Source organism: Vibrio sp. 1159, assembly GCF_033340395.1.
GTDB lineage: Bacteria > Pseudomonadota > Gammaproteobacteria > Enterobacterales > Vibrionaceae > Vibrio > Vibrio alginolyticus.
On the sequence record NZ_JAWOWL010000006.1, the window covers coordinates 50,551 to 69,625 of the forward strand.

Annotated in this window: 3 protein-coding genes; 2 read left to right on the top strand and 1 reads right to left on the bottom strand. The window is 48.5% G+C overall.

What is annotated here, in order from left to right; all coding sequences use genetic code 11:
• Positions 1-212: 212 nt before the first annotated feature.
• Positions 213-17,162: a tandem-95 repeat protein gene (locus R7127_RS07060; RefSeq protein WP_318142771.1), complete on the bottom strand. Its 16,950-nt coding sequence runs from the start codon at positions 17,160-17,162 to the stop codon at positions 213-215.
• A gap of 182 nt (positions 17,163-17,344) precedes the next feature.
• On the opposite strand from R7127_RS07060, the gene R7127_RS07065 reads away from it, so the two are divergent.
• Positions 17,345-17,713, top strand: coding sequence for a hypothetical protein (locus R7127_RS07065; protein ID WP_031777210.1), 369 nt, complete (start codon positions 17,345-17,347; stop codon positions 17,711-17,713).
• A gap of 9 nt (positions 17,714-17,722) precedes the next feature.
• A complete protein-coding gene (locus R7127_RS07070; protein ID WP_033906830.1) occupies positions 17,723-19,072 on the top strand; it encodes an HlyD family type I secretion periplasmic adaptor subunit in 1,350 nt (449 codons plus the stop codon).
• The last annotated feature ends 3 nt before the right edge of the window (positions 19,073-19,075 follow it).

Consider the following 19,075-nt stretch of genomic DNA (forward strand, 5'->3'; position numbering starts at 1 on the left):
CTTTAAATCGCCGCCGCGTCTACAAACCAAGCCATTCTCGCTGAACCTAACATCTCGAGGTTACTTGGGTATAAACTAGCTAAGAATACTTTTTTCAATTTCCAAGTTTTTTTCTAGAGCTCATAGAAAGAAGACCAACAAAAAAGCCATGCAAGTAGAACCTGCATGGCTTTGGTCCGGGCTGCAATGACACTGCCCTCGTCTAGGACTGGTTACATTGAGCTTTGATCGAAATCGTTGCCTTGGTCAGTACCCGTTTGAGTATCCGAGTCGAAGCTGCCAGAGTCATCCGTGAAGTCAACACCTTGATCTTGACTTCCCGCACTTGTCCAGTCGCTGCCGCCAGATTCCATACCCGCCATGTCTGGTTGCTGATCTTGAGCAGAACCTTGCATGGTGTATTGATCATCGACTTCAACTTCAACTGTGCCACTCGCACCTTCTACTGCGCTGCCCAATTCGTCGTAACCTTGGAATTGGATTTCGCTCGTACCTTCGTAACCTTCTGGTAAGTCAACCGATACTGGTTGGTTCAGGTTGCCACTTAATGTGAAGCTGCCATCGCCATTATCCAGTGCGTTGCTTACTGATGCACCATCAGGTAGACCGGACATTTCTGCATAATCCACCGATTCGTTACCACTGACCTCATCTGGAACCGAGATAGAAATGGTATCGCCTGGTGCTGCAGTCACATCAGCTGCGCTCTCCTCTTCACTGTCTGCACCGTTTGCTGCTTGCTCTTCAGGCTGTTGCGCTTCGCCAACTTGCTGCTCTGATGATGCTTGAGCAGTTTGAATTTGTGGCTCGTCACTTTGCGCTGAATCGTCCGCAACTTGGATGCTCAGATTCTGAGTCGATACTTCACCATTGTCGTTGACCTGAACATCCATAGCCAAATTGCCATCGAAGTCATCGTTCGGCCAGTATGTCCACTCTTCATCACCTGATTTCGCGAAGAAACCTGCATCGTTTGCATCGGCGACATCCAACACTTCTGCTGAAGGGCTAATGCCAAGCTCATCAATCAACTGTGCTTCCGTTAGTGTTAGTGAACCATCATCAGCCAGTGCGTAGCCTTCACTGGTTGTGGTTTCACCTTCACCTTGGATGTCGACATTAAAGAAGCTCTCAATGCGGTTTTCACCGTCAGTTGCAATAAAGCCAACTTGAACATCTCCGGTGTACCCTTCTGCTGGTGTGAATTGGTAGTTACCTTGGTTATCGGCCTCTATCACACCTTGACCTTCCATTAGGCTCACTGACTCAATGCTCAAGCTATCGCCTTCTGCATCGCTCAAGGTAGATAGCATGTCATCATTGGTGAACGACAAGGTGCCATCCGCAGCCATTTCTGTGGTAGAAATGCTGTCGATTTCTGGAGAAACATTATCTTGTGGTGCGTCTTCTTTCACGACCACACCCGTTTGCTCATCATGAAGCACACCGTCTTTATCAATCACGTAAGCGATATCCGCTTCACCCGTAAAGCCTGGTGCTGGATTGAATGTCCATGTGCCATCACCGTTATCGACAATTTCACCTTGGCTGCGATCAGCTAGGTGCACGAATTTCACTTCATCACCCGCGTCAGCGTCTACGTTCTCTGCCAATCCGATTAGGTCATCTGCGGTTAGGATAACAGGTTCACCCGCTAGGGTTTCGAAGTCACCTGAATCGATGCCATCTTCGAACTCTTCTGGCTCGTCACCATAATCCACCGTTGTTGCGGTCACGGTTACGAAGAACTCGCCATTAAAGTCAGCCGGAGGCGTCATTTGCAGGTCTGAAATATCCCACTCGTTCAAGTCGATGTATTGACCCGGTTCCGTAATGGTAATGGTATTCACACCATCCGTAACTTCGAAGCCAACAGGGAAACCAGTCATCACTAGGTTACTTAGCGTTTCTGAATCGTCGATTAGACCGACATTCAAGCCTAGGTGACCCGTTTCGTCCTCACCGAAGACTAACGGACCATCATGGTCGGTTGTAATGACCGCGCCATCCGCAACAGGGCGAACAAACACTGGTACATCAAGTACTGTTTCAAACTCACCGTCACTTACCACAACTTGCAAGTCAGAAACCCCTGCAAAATCGCCAGTCGGTGTGAACGTCCAAGTACCGTCACCGTTGTCTGTTACCTCACCACCATCTTCACCTTCTGCGGTGATAATGCGTGATACGACTAGGTTTTCAGTATCGATATCGCCGAACAAGTTCATCAGGTCGCCAGCGTCGAAGGTGAATGCGCCATCTTCGTCGGTTGCCATAAAGGCATTACCCACATTGAATGGAGCATCGTTGACAGGGATAACATCCACATTCAACGAGCCTTCAACCACTTCTTCACCATCCGTCGCGGTGTAGCCCAGTTCCACCAAACCATTGAAGTCTTGAGTGGTTACCAAGTGGTACATACCATCTGGCTGCTGAGTTAATGTCGCGTTTGCAGGAGCACGAACCGTGATGCTTTCTACGCTGATTTCGTCACCATCAAGATCCGTAACTTGATCAGCGATGTAAGCTGGGTCAATCACCATGACCACATCTTCTTCGCCTTGCATCTGGATGGTTGGCGCTTCTGGTGCATCGTTAACCGCTTCGATGTTTAGATTGCCTTCAACCGGCGTCACTAAATCACCATCGCTAACACCGAACGACATTGGCACATCACCATTGAAGTTCTCAGCTGGAGTGAATGACCAAGTGCCATCACCGTTGTCTAGCAAGTCACCGTATTGCTCATCAATCACTAGGTCGACAGCAGACAGTTCGTCGTAGGTGTTGTCGATATCTGTCGCGTTAGCAAGCAACATGTCCTGCGTGATAAGAATGGTGGTATCTTCGGTGCCAGCAATATTCACTGGCGTTGATTGCGGCGCATCGTTAATTGGGTTCACCGTTAGGTCGACGCCCACTTCCACGCTCGCACCATCGTTATCAATCAAGTCGAAGCTTAGGTCGATATCGCCATTGAAGTTCGCATCAGGCGTAATCGTAAAGCTACCATCTTGGTTCTCAACAACGGTTGCATTGGCAACCGCGGTTAAGTTCACTGCTTCTAGATTATCGCTGTCTACGTCACCCGCTTGAGCCAGTAACTGCTCTTGACTCAATGTGATTGAACCGTCTTCATCGACGCTGTAAGCCAAGTCGCCAGATACCGGAGCATCGTTGACTGGCAATACATCAATGTTCGCGTTGGTTGTCGCAGTTGCACCGTCTTCATCAGCGACGACTACGTCTAGGCTTACGCCACCGTTGAAGTTTTCATTTGGTGCGAAGCTATAAGTGCCATCGTCATTCGCCGTTAGAATGCCGTCGCTACCACTGTAAGAGACGCTTTCTAGGCTCACGTCGCCTTCCACATCGCTTGACTGCGCTAGCAGTTGCTCTTCCGTGAAGATAATGACTTCGTCTTCATTGACAGAGTAACTTGTCGCACCTGCGATTGGTGGATCGTTCACCTCAAGTACTGTGATACCCGCAGTGGTTGAGTCTGTCGCACCCTCTTCATCGACAACTACAACGTCTAGGCTAACCTCGCCATTGAAGTTCTCGTTTGGCGAGAAGGTGTACGTACCATCGCCATTGTCTTGGAACACACCATCGTTACCACTGTAAGTCACACTACTGATGTCTACGTCGCCTTCGATATCCGACGAATTAGCCAATAGTTGCTCGTCACTAATGGTGATCGAGTTGTCTTCATGTACTGTGTAAGACGTGCTGCCCGCAACCGGAGGATCGTTCTCTGGCGTCACACTCACATCAATGTTGGCAGAGGTCGTATCCGTACCGTCTGATACATCAAACGTGAAGTTCACGTCACCGTTGAAGTTCTCGTTCGGTGCAAAGCTGTAAGTGCCATCACCATTATCGGTTAGGACACCGTCTGCACCTGTGTAGGTCACGCCTTCAACTGTTAGGTTGTCACCTTCTACATCCGTCGCGCCTGTTAATAGGTCAGCATCGGTGAAGGTAAGAAGACCGTCCTCACCCACGGTGAACGCTTGATCTTGTGGCTCTGGCGCATCATTGACTGGTGTTACTGTTAAGTCGAGACCAGCCGCAACCACTTCTTCGCCATCCGTGACATCGTAACTAAACTCGATGTCACCGTAGAAGTTCTCGCTCGGAGTAATGGTGAAGCTGCCATCCTCGTTCATTTCAACCGTTGCATTTTCATCATTGGTGCTTAAGTTGATTGCGCTCAGATCGTCACCATCGATATCAACGGCATGCTCAAGTAACTGCTCTTGAGTCAGCGTGATGCTGTTGTCTTCGGCAGTGACTGCAGTGATATCACCCGTCACTTCTGGTGCATCATTGGTTGGCGAGATATGAATCGTCACATCTTGCGTCGCTGTCGCCGTTGTACCTGTATCCACATCTGTAGAGGTTGCGTTCACGGTTAGCGTCACATCGCCGTTGAAGTCCGCAGAAGGGATAAACTCTAGTCCTTCTAGCTCGCCTGGTTGTAGTGACCAAGTGCCGTCGCCATTATCAACACCTGCTGATAGCGAGCTGCCTTCTGGCACATCTTCAATCAAGATAGCGAGGTTTTCTGAACCATCGGTATCTGTTAACGCGGCATCGATATCAAGCGGCACTGGCGTATCTTCGGTACCAATGATTTGGTAATCCGCGTCCGCTACCGTGATTTCGATGTTGTCGATACCAAACGACTCATCCCAAACGTCTTGATTCAAGGTTGAACCGAAGCCAAGTTGCAATTCACCATCCTCGACAGGAACCGTCAGATTGATTTGGTGAGCTTGGTCGTTCCAACCACTGAAGCCTTCACGTTGAGAGGCTCCGTGGATCACTTCACCTACTTCGTTACCGTCAGAGTCGTAAAGCGTTGTCGTACCATCTTGAGTACGGAACGCGGAGTTCTCCAAGGTGGTTAGCTGTTCGCCGCCGACAAAGATTTGGAACGACTCGCCATCCCAAGAATCGATTTCGTAGAAGCTAAACGAGATATTCACTTCATTGACATCGCTTGGGATATCGTAGGTTTTGCTGACCGCTTCATCACCGCCAGTGCCACCAATACGACCCAGCATGTCGCCTGTTTCGAAACCTTGTGAACTTTCAGTATTCGCGTTCCAACCGTTCGAGCCAGACTCGAAGTTATCAGAGGCAATTACCAAGTCCGAAGCAATCGACAACTCTGGCATATCAACCACAGATTGAACATCAATGTTCGCTTCTGCAGGAACCGTTACGGTGCCATCGTTGACATCAAACGTCACGTTGACGTTGCCATCGAAGTTTTCATTCGGAGCGAAGGTGTACGTGCCGTCACCGTTATCAACCAAAGTACCGCTGTCAGAAGCAACGTTTTCAACCGTTAGGTTATCACCATCGATATCACCTGCATTTTGCAGCAGTTGCTCTTCGGTGAAGGTGAAGCTGGTGTCTTCTTGCGTAACAAACTGTGGCTGACCAACCGTTGGCAAGTCATTCACTGGGTTCACAGTCAGATCGGCAGTGGCTTGAATGGTCGCATCGCCGTCTGTAATGTCGAAGCTCAGATCAATGTCGCCATTGAAGTCCGCATCCGGTGTGATAGTGAAGCTGCCGTCATTATTCGCAACAACGGTCGCATTGCCGTCAACAGTGAGGTTGGATGCAGTTAGGTCATCGCCATCCACGTCGCCGGCTTGAGCAAGAAGCTGCTCTTGGCTTAGCGTGATAGAACCGTCTTCATCCACGCTGTATGCCAAATCACCTGATACTGGCGCATCATTGATTGGCAATACATCGATGCTTGCATTGGTTGACGCAGTTGCACCGTCTTCATCAACAACGACAACATTTAGGCTAACATCACCGTTGAAGTTTTCGTTTGGTGCGAAGCTGAATGTACCGTCGCCGTTGTCAGTAAAGATACCGTCGGAGCCGCTGTAGCTGACGCTATCAATCGCGACATCACCTTCAACGTCAGAAGCATTCGCCAATAGCTGCTCAGAGCTAATGGTGATGACTTCATCTTCGTTAACGGAGTAGCTGGTCGCGCCTGCGATTGGTGGGTCGTTCACCTCAAGAACAGTAATGTCAGCGGTGGTTGAGTCCGTCGCACCGTCTTCATCTACCACGACAACATCTAGGCTCACTTCACCATTGAAGTTCTCGTTTGGCGAGAAGGTGTACGTACCGTCACCATTGTCTTGGAACACACCATCTGTGCCGCTGTAGCTAACGCTATCAACTGCGACATCTCCTTCGACGTCTGATGAATTCGCCAGTAACTGCTCGTCACTAATGGTGATCGAGTTGTCTTCATGCACTGTGTAAGAGGTGCTGCCCGCAACCGGTGGATCGTTCTCAGGTGTGACTGTCACATCGATATTCGCGGTCACGGTATCCGTACCATCGGAAACATCGAAGGTAAAACTCACGTCGCCATTGAAGTTTTCGTTTGGAGCGAAGCTGTAAGTGCCGTCACCGTTGTCGGTTAGGACACCATCTGCGCCAGTGTAGCTCACACCTTCAACCGATAGGTCATCACCATCGATGTCCGTTGCACCATCCAACAGGTCTTGATCCGTGAAGGTCAACACGCCATCTTCACCAATGGTGAACGCTTGATCTTCTGGCTGCGGCAAATCATTAACTGGGTTAACAGTAAGGTCCGCCGTTGCAACAATAGTGTCGCTGCCATCATTGATGTCGAACGTGATATCAATGTCGCCATTGAAGTTCGCATCTGGCGTGATAGTGAAGCTACCATCGTCGTTTGCCGTAACCGTTGCATCACCGTCAACCACTAAGTTAGTCGCGGTTAGCGCGTCCCCTTCTACATCCGATGCTTGAGCAAGAAGCTGCTCTTGGCTAAGCGTAATTGAATTGTCTTCATCGACACTGTAAGCCAAGTTGCCCGATACTGGCGCATCGTTGATTGGCAATACATCGATGTTTGCATTAGTTGACGCAGTTGCACCGTCTTCATCAACAACCACAACATCTAGGCTAACATCGCCATCAAAGTTGGCGTTTGGTGCGAAGCTGAATGTGCCGTCACCGTTATCGGTAAAGATACCGTCGGAGCCGCTGTAGCTGACGCTATCAATCGCAACTTCACCTTCAACGTCAGAAGCATTTGCCAATAGCTGTTCAGAGCTAATGGTGATAACTTCGTCTTCGTTCACTGAGTAGCTGGTCGCGCCTGCAATTGGTGGATCGTTCACCTCAAGTACTGTAATACCTGCGGTAGTCGAATCCGTCGCACCATCTTCATCGACCACGACAACATCTAGGCTCACTTCGCCATTGAAGTTCTCGTTTGGCGAGAAGGTGTACGTACCGTCACCATTGTCTTGGAACACACCATCTGTGCCGCTGTAGCTAACGCTATCAACCGCGACATCTCCTTCGACGTCTGATGAATTCGCCAGTAACTGCTCGTCACTGATGGTGATCGAGTTGTCTTCATGCACTGTGTAAGACGTGCTGCCTGCCACCGGTGGATCGTTCTCTGGAGTGACTGTCACATCGATATTCGCGGTCACGGTATCCGTGCCGTCAGAAACATCGAAGGTAAAGTTCACGTCGCCATTGAAGTTCTCGTTTGGCGCGAAGCTGTAAGTGCCATCGCCATTGTCAGTTAGGACACCATCTGCGCCTGTGTAAGTGACGCCTTCAATCGAGAGGTCATCGCCATCGATGTCCGTTGCACCATCCAATAGGTCTTGATCAGTGAAGGTCAACACGCCATCTTCACCAATGGTGAACGCTTGATCTTCTGGCTGCGGCAAATCATTAACTGGGTTAACGGTTAGGTCCGCTGTTGCAACAATAGTATCGCTGCCGTCGTTGATATCGAACGTGATATCAATGTCGCCATTAAAGTTCGCATCTGGCGTGATAGTGAAGCTACCATCGTCGTTTGCCGTAACCGTTGCATCGCCATCAACCACTAGATTAGATGCGGTTAATGCGTCGCCTTCTACATCCGATGCTTGAGCAAGAAGCTGCTCTTGACTCAACGTGATTGAGTTGTCTTCGTCGACGCTGTAAGCCAAGTTGCCCGATACTGGTGCATCATTGATTGGTAAGACATCGACTGTGATGTAAGTATCGACCTCTGCACCGTCTTCATCACGAATGGTCACATCCAACTGCACTTGACCATTGAAGTTTTCATTCGGTGCAAAGCTACAAGTACCATCGCCGTTTACTGAGAAGATACCATCTGGACCGTCGTAGCTGATGCCTACTAGCTCAACATCCCCTTCAACATCCGAAGCATTCAGTAGCACTTGCGATTCACTAAAGGTTAGAACTTGGTCTTCATCGATAGTGTATGCAGTAGGACCTGCGATTGGTGGGTCATTTACCTCAATCACAGTAATGCCAGCAGTGGTAGAGTCCGTTGCACCTTCTTCATCGACAACGACAACATCTAGGCTCACCTCGCCACTGAAGTTCTCGTTTGGTGAGAAGGTGTAAGTACCATCACCGTTGATTTCCAGGACACCATCGTTACCGCTGTAGCTCACGCTATCAATCAACACATCGCCTTCAATATCCGATGAGTTCGCTAATAGCTGCTCGTCACTGATGGTAATCGAATTGTCTTCATGAACGGTGTAAGCCGTACTGCCTGCCACCGGTGGATCGTTCTCTGGCGTAACTGTTACATCGATATTTGCCGTCACGGTATCCGTGCCATCGGAAACATCGAAAGTGAAGTTCACGTCGCCATTGAAGTTCTCGTTTGGTGCGAAACTGTAGGTGCCATCACCATTGTCAGTAAGAACACCGTCTGCGCCTGTGTAAGTGACGCCCTCAACAGATAGGTCATCCCCTTCAATGTCGGTAGCGCCTGTTAGCAGATCCGCATCAGTAAAGGTCAGCACACCATCTTCACCAACAGTGAACGCTTGATCTTGTGGTTCAGGCGCATCATTAACTGGTGACACCAATAACTCAAGGTTGGTTGAGACAACATCATCGCCGTCAGACACATCGAACGTAAAGGTGATATAACCATTAAAGTCCGCATCTGGCGTTAAGGTGTAAGTACCGTCGCCATTGTCTGTAATGGTGATGTTTTCATCATCCGTTGCCAAGTTCAGTGCTGTCAGTTGGTCTCCATCCAAGTCACGCGCATTAGCGAGTAAATCTTCTTGCGTAATTAGGATCGAACCATCTTCTTCAACCATCGCTGAAACAGGCAATGCTTCAGGCGCATGTTCAATGTGGGCACCTGTTGCATTGACGTAGATGGTTTGAGAAACGGTTTCAGAATCATTATTTGATAGCTCTGTTGCCGTTGCCGTTACATTGATTTCTAGCTGTTGGTTAAAGTCTTCTGGCAATTGAATCTGTAGCTCTTGTTCAATTGCTGTGGTTGGAAGCGTTACAGAACCATCTGGACCGACTGTCACTTCACCGCTGTAGATCTGGCTGTTCACTTCACCGACATCAATGGTGAAGTTGAAGTCGGTGTAATCGGCATCGCCGCCACCGTAGAGATCTTCAAAGCCGTAAACCAGTTCACCGTCTTCGTTCACAGTAGTTCGGGTATGTTCAATACCATCTTGGTTCAGCTCTGAGCTTGAACCACCATGGAAGACAGCATCACCGAATTGGCTTTGAATCACGGTTTCAGAACCATCAGCGCCAACAAACACGAGTTGTGGGTCAACTGTATCCATGTTCGCAGGAGAGCCATCTGCTGCACGGAACTCGTACTGACCATCTTGCATGGACGCAAAGTCATTGAAGTTATGACCGTTAGGAATCAAGAATAGGTTGAAGCTTTCCCCTTCCGAGATTTGGAAGCTGAACTGATCTTGTCCCGGAACGAGGTCACCGCCGCCGCCAACTTGAGAGGCGTTTTCGTACACCACTTCAACGCCCGTGATGTTGCCATCTTCATCGACTTTGTAGTAACCCGCTGTATTTTGGTAACCCGCGGTTTCACCTTCAAACGTAACCGTGATTTCAGTATCGTTGAAACTGGTGATACCGTTGTCTTGATCGTTAAGTACCCCTTCGTTGTCGTAGCTGATCACCGAACCTTCAGGAACACCATCAACGGTCACAGTCAGCGTTTCTGACAAGTCTTGGTCAACCAATGCTGCGGCGATGTTCACTTCAACAATACCGCCTGGCTCAACCAAGATCGCTTGGTCATCCACGTTTCGACCATCGCCATCAGTGATGACTAGGTCTGGCGCATCTGCCACGGCTTCGATATGGACATTAATGTCTTGCTCAACTTCATCAGTACCGTCAGAAACCGTAAAGCTGAACTGCAAGTCACCACTGAAGTGCTCTTCTGGTACGAAGCTAAATGTACCGTCACCGTTGTCCGTTACAGTACCTTCATCACCCGAGTAGTTAATGCTGGTAACGGTGAGGTCATCACCATCAATATCAATCGCGCCACTTAGAAGATCTTCTTGCGTGAACAGGATGCTGCCATCCTCTTCAATGTGGTACATGCCAGGCGCAACAATTGGAATGTCATTGACTGGGTTCACCGTCAACGTCATTTCATTGGCAACACTCAATTCACCGTCGCTTACTTCATAAGTAAACTCTATGTCTCCATTGAAGTGCTGTGAAGGCGTAACGGTAAAGGTGCCGTCACCGTTATCCACGATAGAGGCATTCGGATCATTGGTTTCTAGTGCCGTTGCGTATAGGTCATCACCATCTTGATCGCTGGCGTTTTCAAGCAGCATTTCTTGTGTCACGAGGATAGAACCATCCTCGTCCACGTCTGCCACGATTGGTGCTGCTTCTGGTGCGTCGTTGACGAACTCAACTTTCAAGTCGATGTTTGCCGCCACCACATCGGTGCCATCGCTCACATCAAACGTGAGGTCAACATTACCAAAGAAGCCTTGCTCTGGCGTTAACGTGTAAGTGCCATCACCATTGTCTGTCACTTGAACCGTATCGCTTAAGCTCGTCACGTTCACAACAGATAAGTCATCGCCTTCGATGTCCGTCGCTTGAGCCAGCAGCTCTGCTTCAGTAATCGTGATGGCTTCGCCGTCTTCTGTGGTGAAGGACAAATCAGGTACATCTGGCAGGTCGTTCACTGGGTTAACGGTGAGGTTTAGATCCGCAGCGACGGTTTCAATCGCGTCAGTTACGTCATAAGTAAATTCGATTTCACCAAAGAAGTTTTCGCTCGGTGTAATCGTGAAGCTACCATCAGCGTTCTCAACGATGGTTGCATTAGGATCGTTGGTCGACAGGTTCACCGCTTCAAGGTTGTCACCATCCACGTCCGTCGCGTTCGCCAACAAGTCTTCTTGAGTGATGGTAATTGAGCCATCTTCATCGACGACCGCATCAACAGGCCCGCTTACCTCTGGACCTTCGTTGACGATCTCAACATCGATCTTCGCAGTGCTTGGTGCGCTTGCTTGACCATCGCTGATGTCGAAGGTCAGGTTCACTTCACCGTAGAAGTTCGAAGTTGGCTCGAAGGTAAAGGTGTTGTCGCCGTTGTCTGTCAACGTACCTTGTGACTGGTCAACAAGCAGTAGATTCTCGATATGAAGAATGTCGCCATCCACATCGGTCGCACCTGATAACAGGTCTTTTGCTTCGATGATGATGGTGCCGTTTTCTAGCATTTGAGTATGCAGCGGTGCACCAGGAACTGGCACATCGTTGACCGGAATAACGGTCAGGTCTAGATGAGTATCGACTTCATCGGTGCCATCGAAGACTTTGTAATCGATATCGACTTCACCATTGAAGTTTTCATTCGGCATAAAGGTGTAAGTGCCGTCGCCATTATCGACAAGCTCACCGTTATCACCGCTGTAAGAGATATCAGAGATAGACAGCGCATCACCTTCCACATCACTTGCATTCGCAAGCAGATCGTCCGCGCTAAACGTAATGCCCACATCCTCATCAGTCGACAATACAATCGGACCAGAAACGATTGGCGCATCGTTTACTGCTTCGAAGTTGATGTTGATGATGTTGTCGTCAGTGAGTTCACCATCCGTAACTTGGTAGCCAAGCTCAATCTCACCGTAGAAGTTCTCATCTGGTGTGACTGTCCACGTACCATCGCCGTTGTCGGTTAACGTAGCGTGCTCCGCGTTATCCCCCACCAGCTCTAGGTTTTGAATATCAAGGACGTCACTATCGATATCACTCGCTTGTGCGAGAAGCTGCTCTTCTGTGATTACCACAGAGGCAAACTGCGTAGAACCTTCGGTATCGATGGTCACATTTGGCAGATCAGCCGTCAGTTCGATTTCACTGTCACCTTCACGGATATTCAGTTCTACCGTTTCAGTGATTTCCGTGCCATCCACACCAATAGATGTGAACACCGCTTCATCATGACAAGTTTGCGAAACCGTCATGTTTTGAACCACGTATGTACCGTTACCTTGAATCGTACCTAACTCAAAGTAAGACACCGGCTCGTTCACCGTTAGGGTGTAATCCGTCTCATAGCTACCACGATCTTCTTTGTGGTAAGTCATCGAGTCGATCAAGTCACCATCAGAGTTGAATGCGCGAATTTCGACTTCGGTAAAGTGGCGAGACTCTTCCATAAACCAGCCGCCTAGACCATCTAGGTGGAAGCTGATTTCGTTGATGTCTTGACCTTCAACAGTCACAGTCAGTTTTTCATCACCGCTCAAGCCTTGGCGGTCAGTATCACCAATACCGTGACCGATGTGTGTTTTACCATTCCACGCACCGAGTGGGTCATCATTACTTTGAACGGTAACTTTCAAATCACCATCAACAAACTCACGTGTGTAAGGGTCAACAGCAGTACCCCAATCATCAAGGCTGGCGTTGTCGTCAAAGGTACCAATTTGACTCGTATGCGTACCGTTTGCCAATGCATCATCATTTGGAATGAAGCGCACTTCCGTGTCTGCAGGAACCTCCTGCCCGACTTCTAGCTGTACCCATTCGTCATTTAGATTTGCTTCAATGATGCCGTTTTCAGGGGCTTGGTCGAGACGTAACGCAGGCTCTTCACGCAGAGAAACACCCACTGTTTGGTCTTCTTCTGCTTGAATAAAGATCTCGTCACCCGCTTCTGGCGCATCGTTGACAGGATTAACGGTCAGATCCAACGTGGTCAGAACATCATTTTCGCCATCGCTGATGTTGTAAGTGAAGTCCAACTCACCATTGAAGTTTTCCGTATGTGTAATGGTGAATGAACCATCGTCGTTGGCTACGATCGTCGCATCTGGGTCATTGGTTTGTAAGTTGCTAGCAACAAGGTCATCACCTTCAATGTCTGTCGCATTCGCAAGCAACTGTTCTTGCGTGATGGTGATGGCATTATCTTCATCCACCTCAGCTTGAATGCCTGACGTTTCTGGTGCGTCGTTCACCGCGATAACATCGATGCCTGCGGTTGTTGTATCCGTTGCACCATCTTGGTCGATGACCGTAACGTCGAGCGAAATGTTACCGTCAAAGTTCTCATTTGGCGTGAAGGTATATGTGCCGTCGCCATTGTCTTGGAATACGCCATCGGTGCCTGAATAAGTCACGCTATCGATAGACACTGCGCCTTCCACATCCGAAGAGTTAGCCAGAAGCTGCTCGTCGGAAATGGTAATCGCGTTGTCTTCATCAACCGTGTAAGACGTAGAACCCGCAACCGGAGGATCGTTCACTGGAGTGACGCTGACGTCCACATTTGCTGGTACGGTTTCAGTACCGTCAGAAACACCAAAACTAAAGCTGACGTCTCCGTTGAAGTTTTCATTTGGTGCAAAGGTGTAAGTACCATCACCGTGGTCAGTCAGCACACCATCGCTGCCTGTGTAGCTAATGCCATCAACCGTTAAGTTATCGCCATCGATATCGGTCGCGCCAGCAAGCAAGTCTGCATCGGTAAACTGAAGCGTGCCATCTTCTTCAACACTGAACTGCTGGTCTTGAGGAACAGGAAGATCGTTAACTGGATTAACCGTTAGATCCGCCGTTGCTTTGATAGTGTCTGTGCCATCTGTAATGTTGAATTGGATATCAATGTCACCATTAAAGTCCGCATCTGGCGTAATCGTGAAGCTGCCATCGTCGTTCGCTGTGACGGTTGCGTTTCCATCTACAGTCAAATCGCTAGCAGTCAGACCATCTCCCTCAATATCAGACGCTTGAGAAAGAAGCTGTTCTTGGCTGAGTGTAATCGCACCGTCTTCATCAACACTGTAAGCCAAATCACCCGATACTGGCGCATCATTGATTGGCAATACATTCACATTAATGACGGTATCAACTTCTGCTCCATCTTCATCTCGAATGGTCACATCAAGTTGAACTTGCCCGTTAAAGTTCTCGTTTGGCGCGAAGCTGCACGTGCCATCATCGTTAACGGTGAAAATGCCATCCGGACCATCGTAACTAATGCCAACAAGCTCTACATCGCCTTCCACATCAGAGGCATTCAGCAGCACTTGCGATTCACTGAAGGTCAGAACTGAATCTTCATCAATGGTGTAAGAAGTTGGTCCTGCGACTGGTGGATCGTTCACTTCCAGCACCGTAATGCCAGCAGTGGTGGCATCCGTTGCGCCTTCTTCATCAGCGACGACAACATCAAGCGTCACTTCACCATTAAAGTTTTCATTTGGAGAGAAGGTGTACGTGCCGTCACCATTGATTTGCAACACACCATCGCTACCAGAGTAGCTCACGCTATCAATCGAGACATCCCCTTCTAAATCCGAAGAATTTGCCAACAGCTGCGCGTCAGAAATGGTAATAGAGTTATCTTCGTGAACCGTGTAAGACGTTGAACCAGCCACCGGAGGATCATTCACCGGCGTAACGCTCACATCCACATTCGCTGAAACTGTATCTGTGCCATCAGATACGTCGAAGCTGAAGTTTACATCACCGTTGAAGTTCTCATTTGGCGCAAAGCTATACGTGCCATCGCCATTGTCAGTTAGAACGCCGTCGGTTCCTTCGTAGCTGATTCCCGTTACAGAAAGGTCATCGCCTTCAATGTCGGTCGCACCTGCAAGCAGATCCGCATCGGTAAATTGTAGCGTGCCGTCCTCTTCCACACTGAATTGTTGGTCTTGAGGAACAGGCAGATCGTTGATTGGATTAACGGTTAGGTCAGCGGTTGCTTGAACGGTATTCGTGCCATCTGAAATATCAAAGCTAATGTCGATATCACCGTTGAAATCTGCGTCCGGCGTGATGGTGAAGCTACCATCGTCATTTTGAGTCACCGTCGCGTTGCCATCTACCGAAAGGTTAGAAGCCGTCAGTGCATCGCCTTCCACGTCAGAAGCTTGCGACAACAACTGTTCTTGGCTCAAACGAATCGAGCCATCTTCATCCACTGAGTAAGCAAGATTGCCAGATACTGGCGCATCATCAACTGGCGTAACGTTAACATCAATGTTGGCAGAAACCGTATCTGTGCCATCGGACACATCAAAGCTAAAGTTCACATCGCCATTGAAGTTTTCATTTGGCGCAAAAGTGTAGGTCCCATTACCGTTGTCGGTCAGGATGCCGTCACCACCGTCGTAGCTTACGCCCTCAACCGTTAGGTTATCGCCTTCAATATCCGTTGCACCACTGAGCAGGTCTGCGTCCGTAAAGATCAGCGTGCCATCTTCTTCCACGCTGAACTGTTGGTCTTGAGGAACAGGCAGATCGTTGATTGGATTAACGGTTAGGTCAGCGGTTGCTTGAACGGTATTCGTGCCATCTGAGATATCAAAGCTGATGTCGATATCACCATTAAAATCTGCGTCCGGCGTGATGGTGAAGCTACCATCGTCATTTTGAGTTACCGTCGCGTTGCCATCTACCGAAAGATTAGATGCCGTCAGTGCATCGCCTTCCACATCGGAAGCTTGCGACAACAACTGCTCTTGGCTCAAACGAATCGAGCCATCTTCATCCACCGAGTATGCAAGATTGCCAGATACTGGTGCGTCGTCGACTGGCGTAACGCTTACATCAATGTTGGCAGAAACCGTATCCGTGCCGTCGGACACATCAAAGCTAAAGTTCACATCGCCATTGAAGTTTTCATTTGGCGCAAAAGTGTAAGTCCCATTACCGTTGTCGGTCAGGATGCCGTCGCCACCGTCGTAGCTTACGCCCTCAACTGTTAGGTTATCGCCTTCAATATCCGTTGCACCAGCAAGCAGGTCAGCATCGGTGAAGATCAGCGTGCCGTCTTCTTCCACCTCAAAGGTTTTATCTTCCGGCACTGGTGCGTCATTGATTGGACGAACAGTTAAATCAATCGAACTAGAAATGGTTTCTTGACCATCACTGATATCAAACGTTAAGTCGAGTTCACCATTAAAATCAGCTTCAGGTGTGACGGTATAAGTGCCATCACCATTATCCACAACGGATGCATTAGCACCCACTTGCACGTTAAATGCGGCAAGATCATCGCCATCAACATCACTCGCGTACCCGAGAAGTTGTTCTTGAGTGAAGGTAATAGTGCCATCTTCATCCATGATGTATGCCAGATCTTGCCCTACTTCTGGCGCGTCATTTTCACCTTCGACTTTAATTTGGAACGTCTCGCTCGTAGTTTCGGAGTCGAAATCGTCTTCTACTTGCGTCGTGGTTTCTTCGCTAGTGTCTTGTACATCCACCGCGAAGCTCTCTTCAGTGGTTTCTGAATCTAGCTCGTCACCACCTTGAGAACCTTCAGAGTCTGAAGAAGCACTTGGCGCAGATGAAGTTTGTACCGCTTGTCCTTGCGCTTCATTGCCTTCTGCGTCCAAACCACCTTCAGAGCCAGAGGCATCACCACCACCGACCGCTTGGGCACCCGCCCCAGAATCCGAACCACCGCTGCCCAGAGCCTCGTCACCTGATTCTCCGCTAGAAGCTACACTATCAACAATATTGGATTGTGCAGCGTCAGAGTCGCTGCTACTCTCAGTATCCTCTTCTTGAACTGCGCCACCCGAGCTCACTGCTTCTTCTTCCGTACCCGCGCCACTAGGATTTTCTTCCATCGCACGATTGGCTTCATCAACAGCATCTGCACTTTCAGCACCGGTCGCTACAGTCGAAGAGACGGTCGACTGCTGTTTTTCTTCTTTTGTCCCCGTATCCTTCGTTTCTGTTTGCTCTACCGCATCGTTAAGCTTTTCATTGTCTTTTTCTTGATTAGTGTCGCCTGCCATTACAGCCTCCGTTGCTTTTAGCTAACTGATCGTACTTAGAGGCAGTAAAGGACACCATTTTTAGAAACCAACTTTTTTATACAACTTTTTTCATACCTTTCGAGTTCTATAAAAACAAAAAAATTTGAAAACCCAGTATAAAGATCCTTACTTGTTGTCATTAAAGCAATTAGTGCGGTGGGATAATGATAAATATGACAAATCTGTTGCGCTCAGTCGACAACAGCCATAAAGGGCTGCAATTGCTATTAGGCGATTTTTACCAAGATTTCAGTGACGCAGGGATTGATATTGAGATGCTGCATAAACAAAACCGTTTTGAAGCACTCAGATGTTATTCAAAAAGACTAAAGACCATTCTCGTCTTGTTATGTGATGACGACTTACCACCAAAATTGGCAAAGCTTGAACACTTAAACAAACACCATTTCCCTGCTCCTAATGAATTGATTGAGGACGTTAAAACCGAGCTTAACAACGTAAACAAACAAATTAGCCAGCTGTTAAAAATCGAAAATTCAATCGATAGCCGCACAGGTAGTGAATCGTAGGGGTGGCTCATGAGTAATAAGCAAATAGAACATCACCTCAAAAAGGCGCTCGTTTCGAACAACGAAGCTTCGAAGGTAACAGCAGACGATACAATCGTGCTAGCCAGTGCAATGACCAGCGTACACAAAACCTTGCTGGTTATCTTTTTGCTTTCCATGGTGGCTATCGCCGTGGCATCTCAGGCTCGTATCGACATTGTGGTGTCGGTGCGCGGTGAGCTATTGCTCGAATCTGACATCGAAAAAGTGCAACACCTTGAAGGCGGTATTCTAGAAGAAATGCTAGTGCGCAAAGGCGAAGTGGTTTATGAAGGTCAGCCTATTGCACGCCTTCGCTCTCTGGATAGAAACACTCAACTTGATACGGTAAACACAGAGATCATTCAGCTTGAGCTAGACAAGATTCGTTACGAAAGCCTGCGCGATATGGTGGAACCCGATTTTTCTGCCTACATCGAAAAGTACCCAGAATTAGTGCAAGTCAACATGAATACCTGGCAGCAAGAGTTTTCTAAAAACCGTTCCAATGAAGAGTTGATCACTCACGATATCCAACATAAGAATTCGCTTATTGATTCAATGCTCAAGCGCCGTAAAAGCTCCGAGAACCAGCTCTCCTTGATACGCAAGCAGCTCAATATTAAGAACACCTTGTACAAAGAGGAAATGGCGTCTTACGTCGATGTTCTGAATATGCAGGTTCAAGAGTCAAACATGGTGCGTGAGATAGAAAACCTTGATGAGTCGGTCATGAATGAGCGCTTCCAACTCGACAAACTAGAGAAGCAGTACCGAGACTTGGTGGAGAATCGTAATGCCGAGTATCAAGCACAAATCATTCAAGCAAACAAGGACTTAAAGTTGAAACGTATATTACGTCCTCAACACTCAGATAAAGTGGATCGCCTCGTGGTTTACGCCCCTATTGACGGTGTAGTAGATAAAGTGCACTTCAACTTCCGCTCCGCTGTGATACCGCCAGGTGAAAGCATCGCGGACATTGCACCGATCAATAACGCCCTTCATGGAGAGGCGAAGATCCCGCGTAAAGACATGGGTTTTGTAGAAATCGGACAAGCGGTCAAAGTGAAGATGGATACCTACAACTTTGCCAAATACGGATTTTTGGAAGGTCGAATTGCATCGATCAGCCGTTCTTCTTATGAAGAAGAAGACGCTGAATTCTACCTCGCGGAAATCCAAATCAGTCAAAACTATCTAGAGCGCGGAGGCACACAATACAAGCTGTCCCCTTATATGGAGTTTACCGCAGACGTGAAAACAGGTTCACGCCGGGTTATCGAATACGCAGCGAAGCCGGTTATGTCGGCTATCGAAGACGCATTCGATGAGAGGTGATGG

Excerpts from the sequence above, each read along its gene's own strand:
- R7127_RS07060 (WP_318142771.1), bottom strand. The coding sequence starts at position 17,162 with ATGGCAGGCGACACTAATCAAGAAAAAGACAATGAAAAGCTTAACGAT.
- R7127_RS07070 (WP_033906830.1), top strand. The coding sequence starts at position 17,723 with ATGAGTAATAAGCAAATAGAACATCACCTCAAAAAGGCGCTCGTTTCG.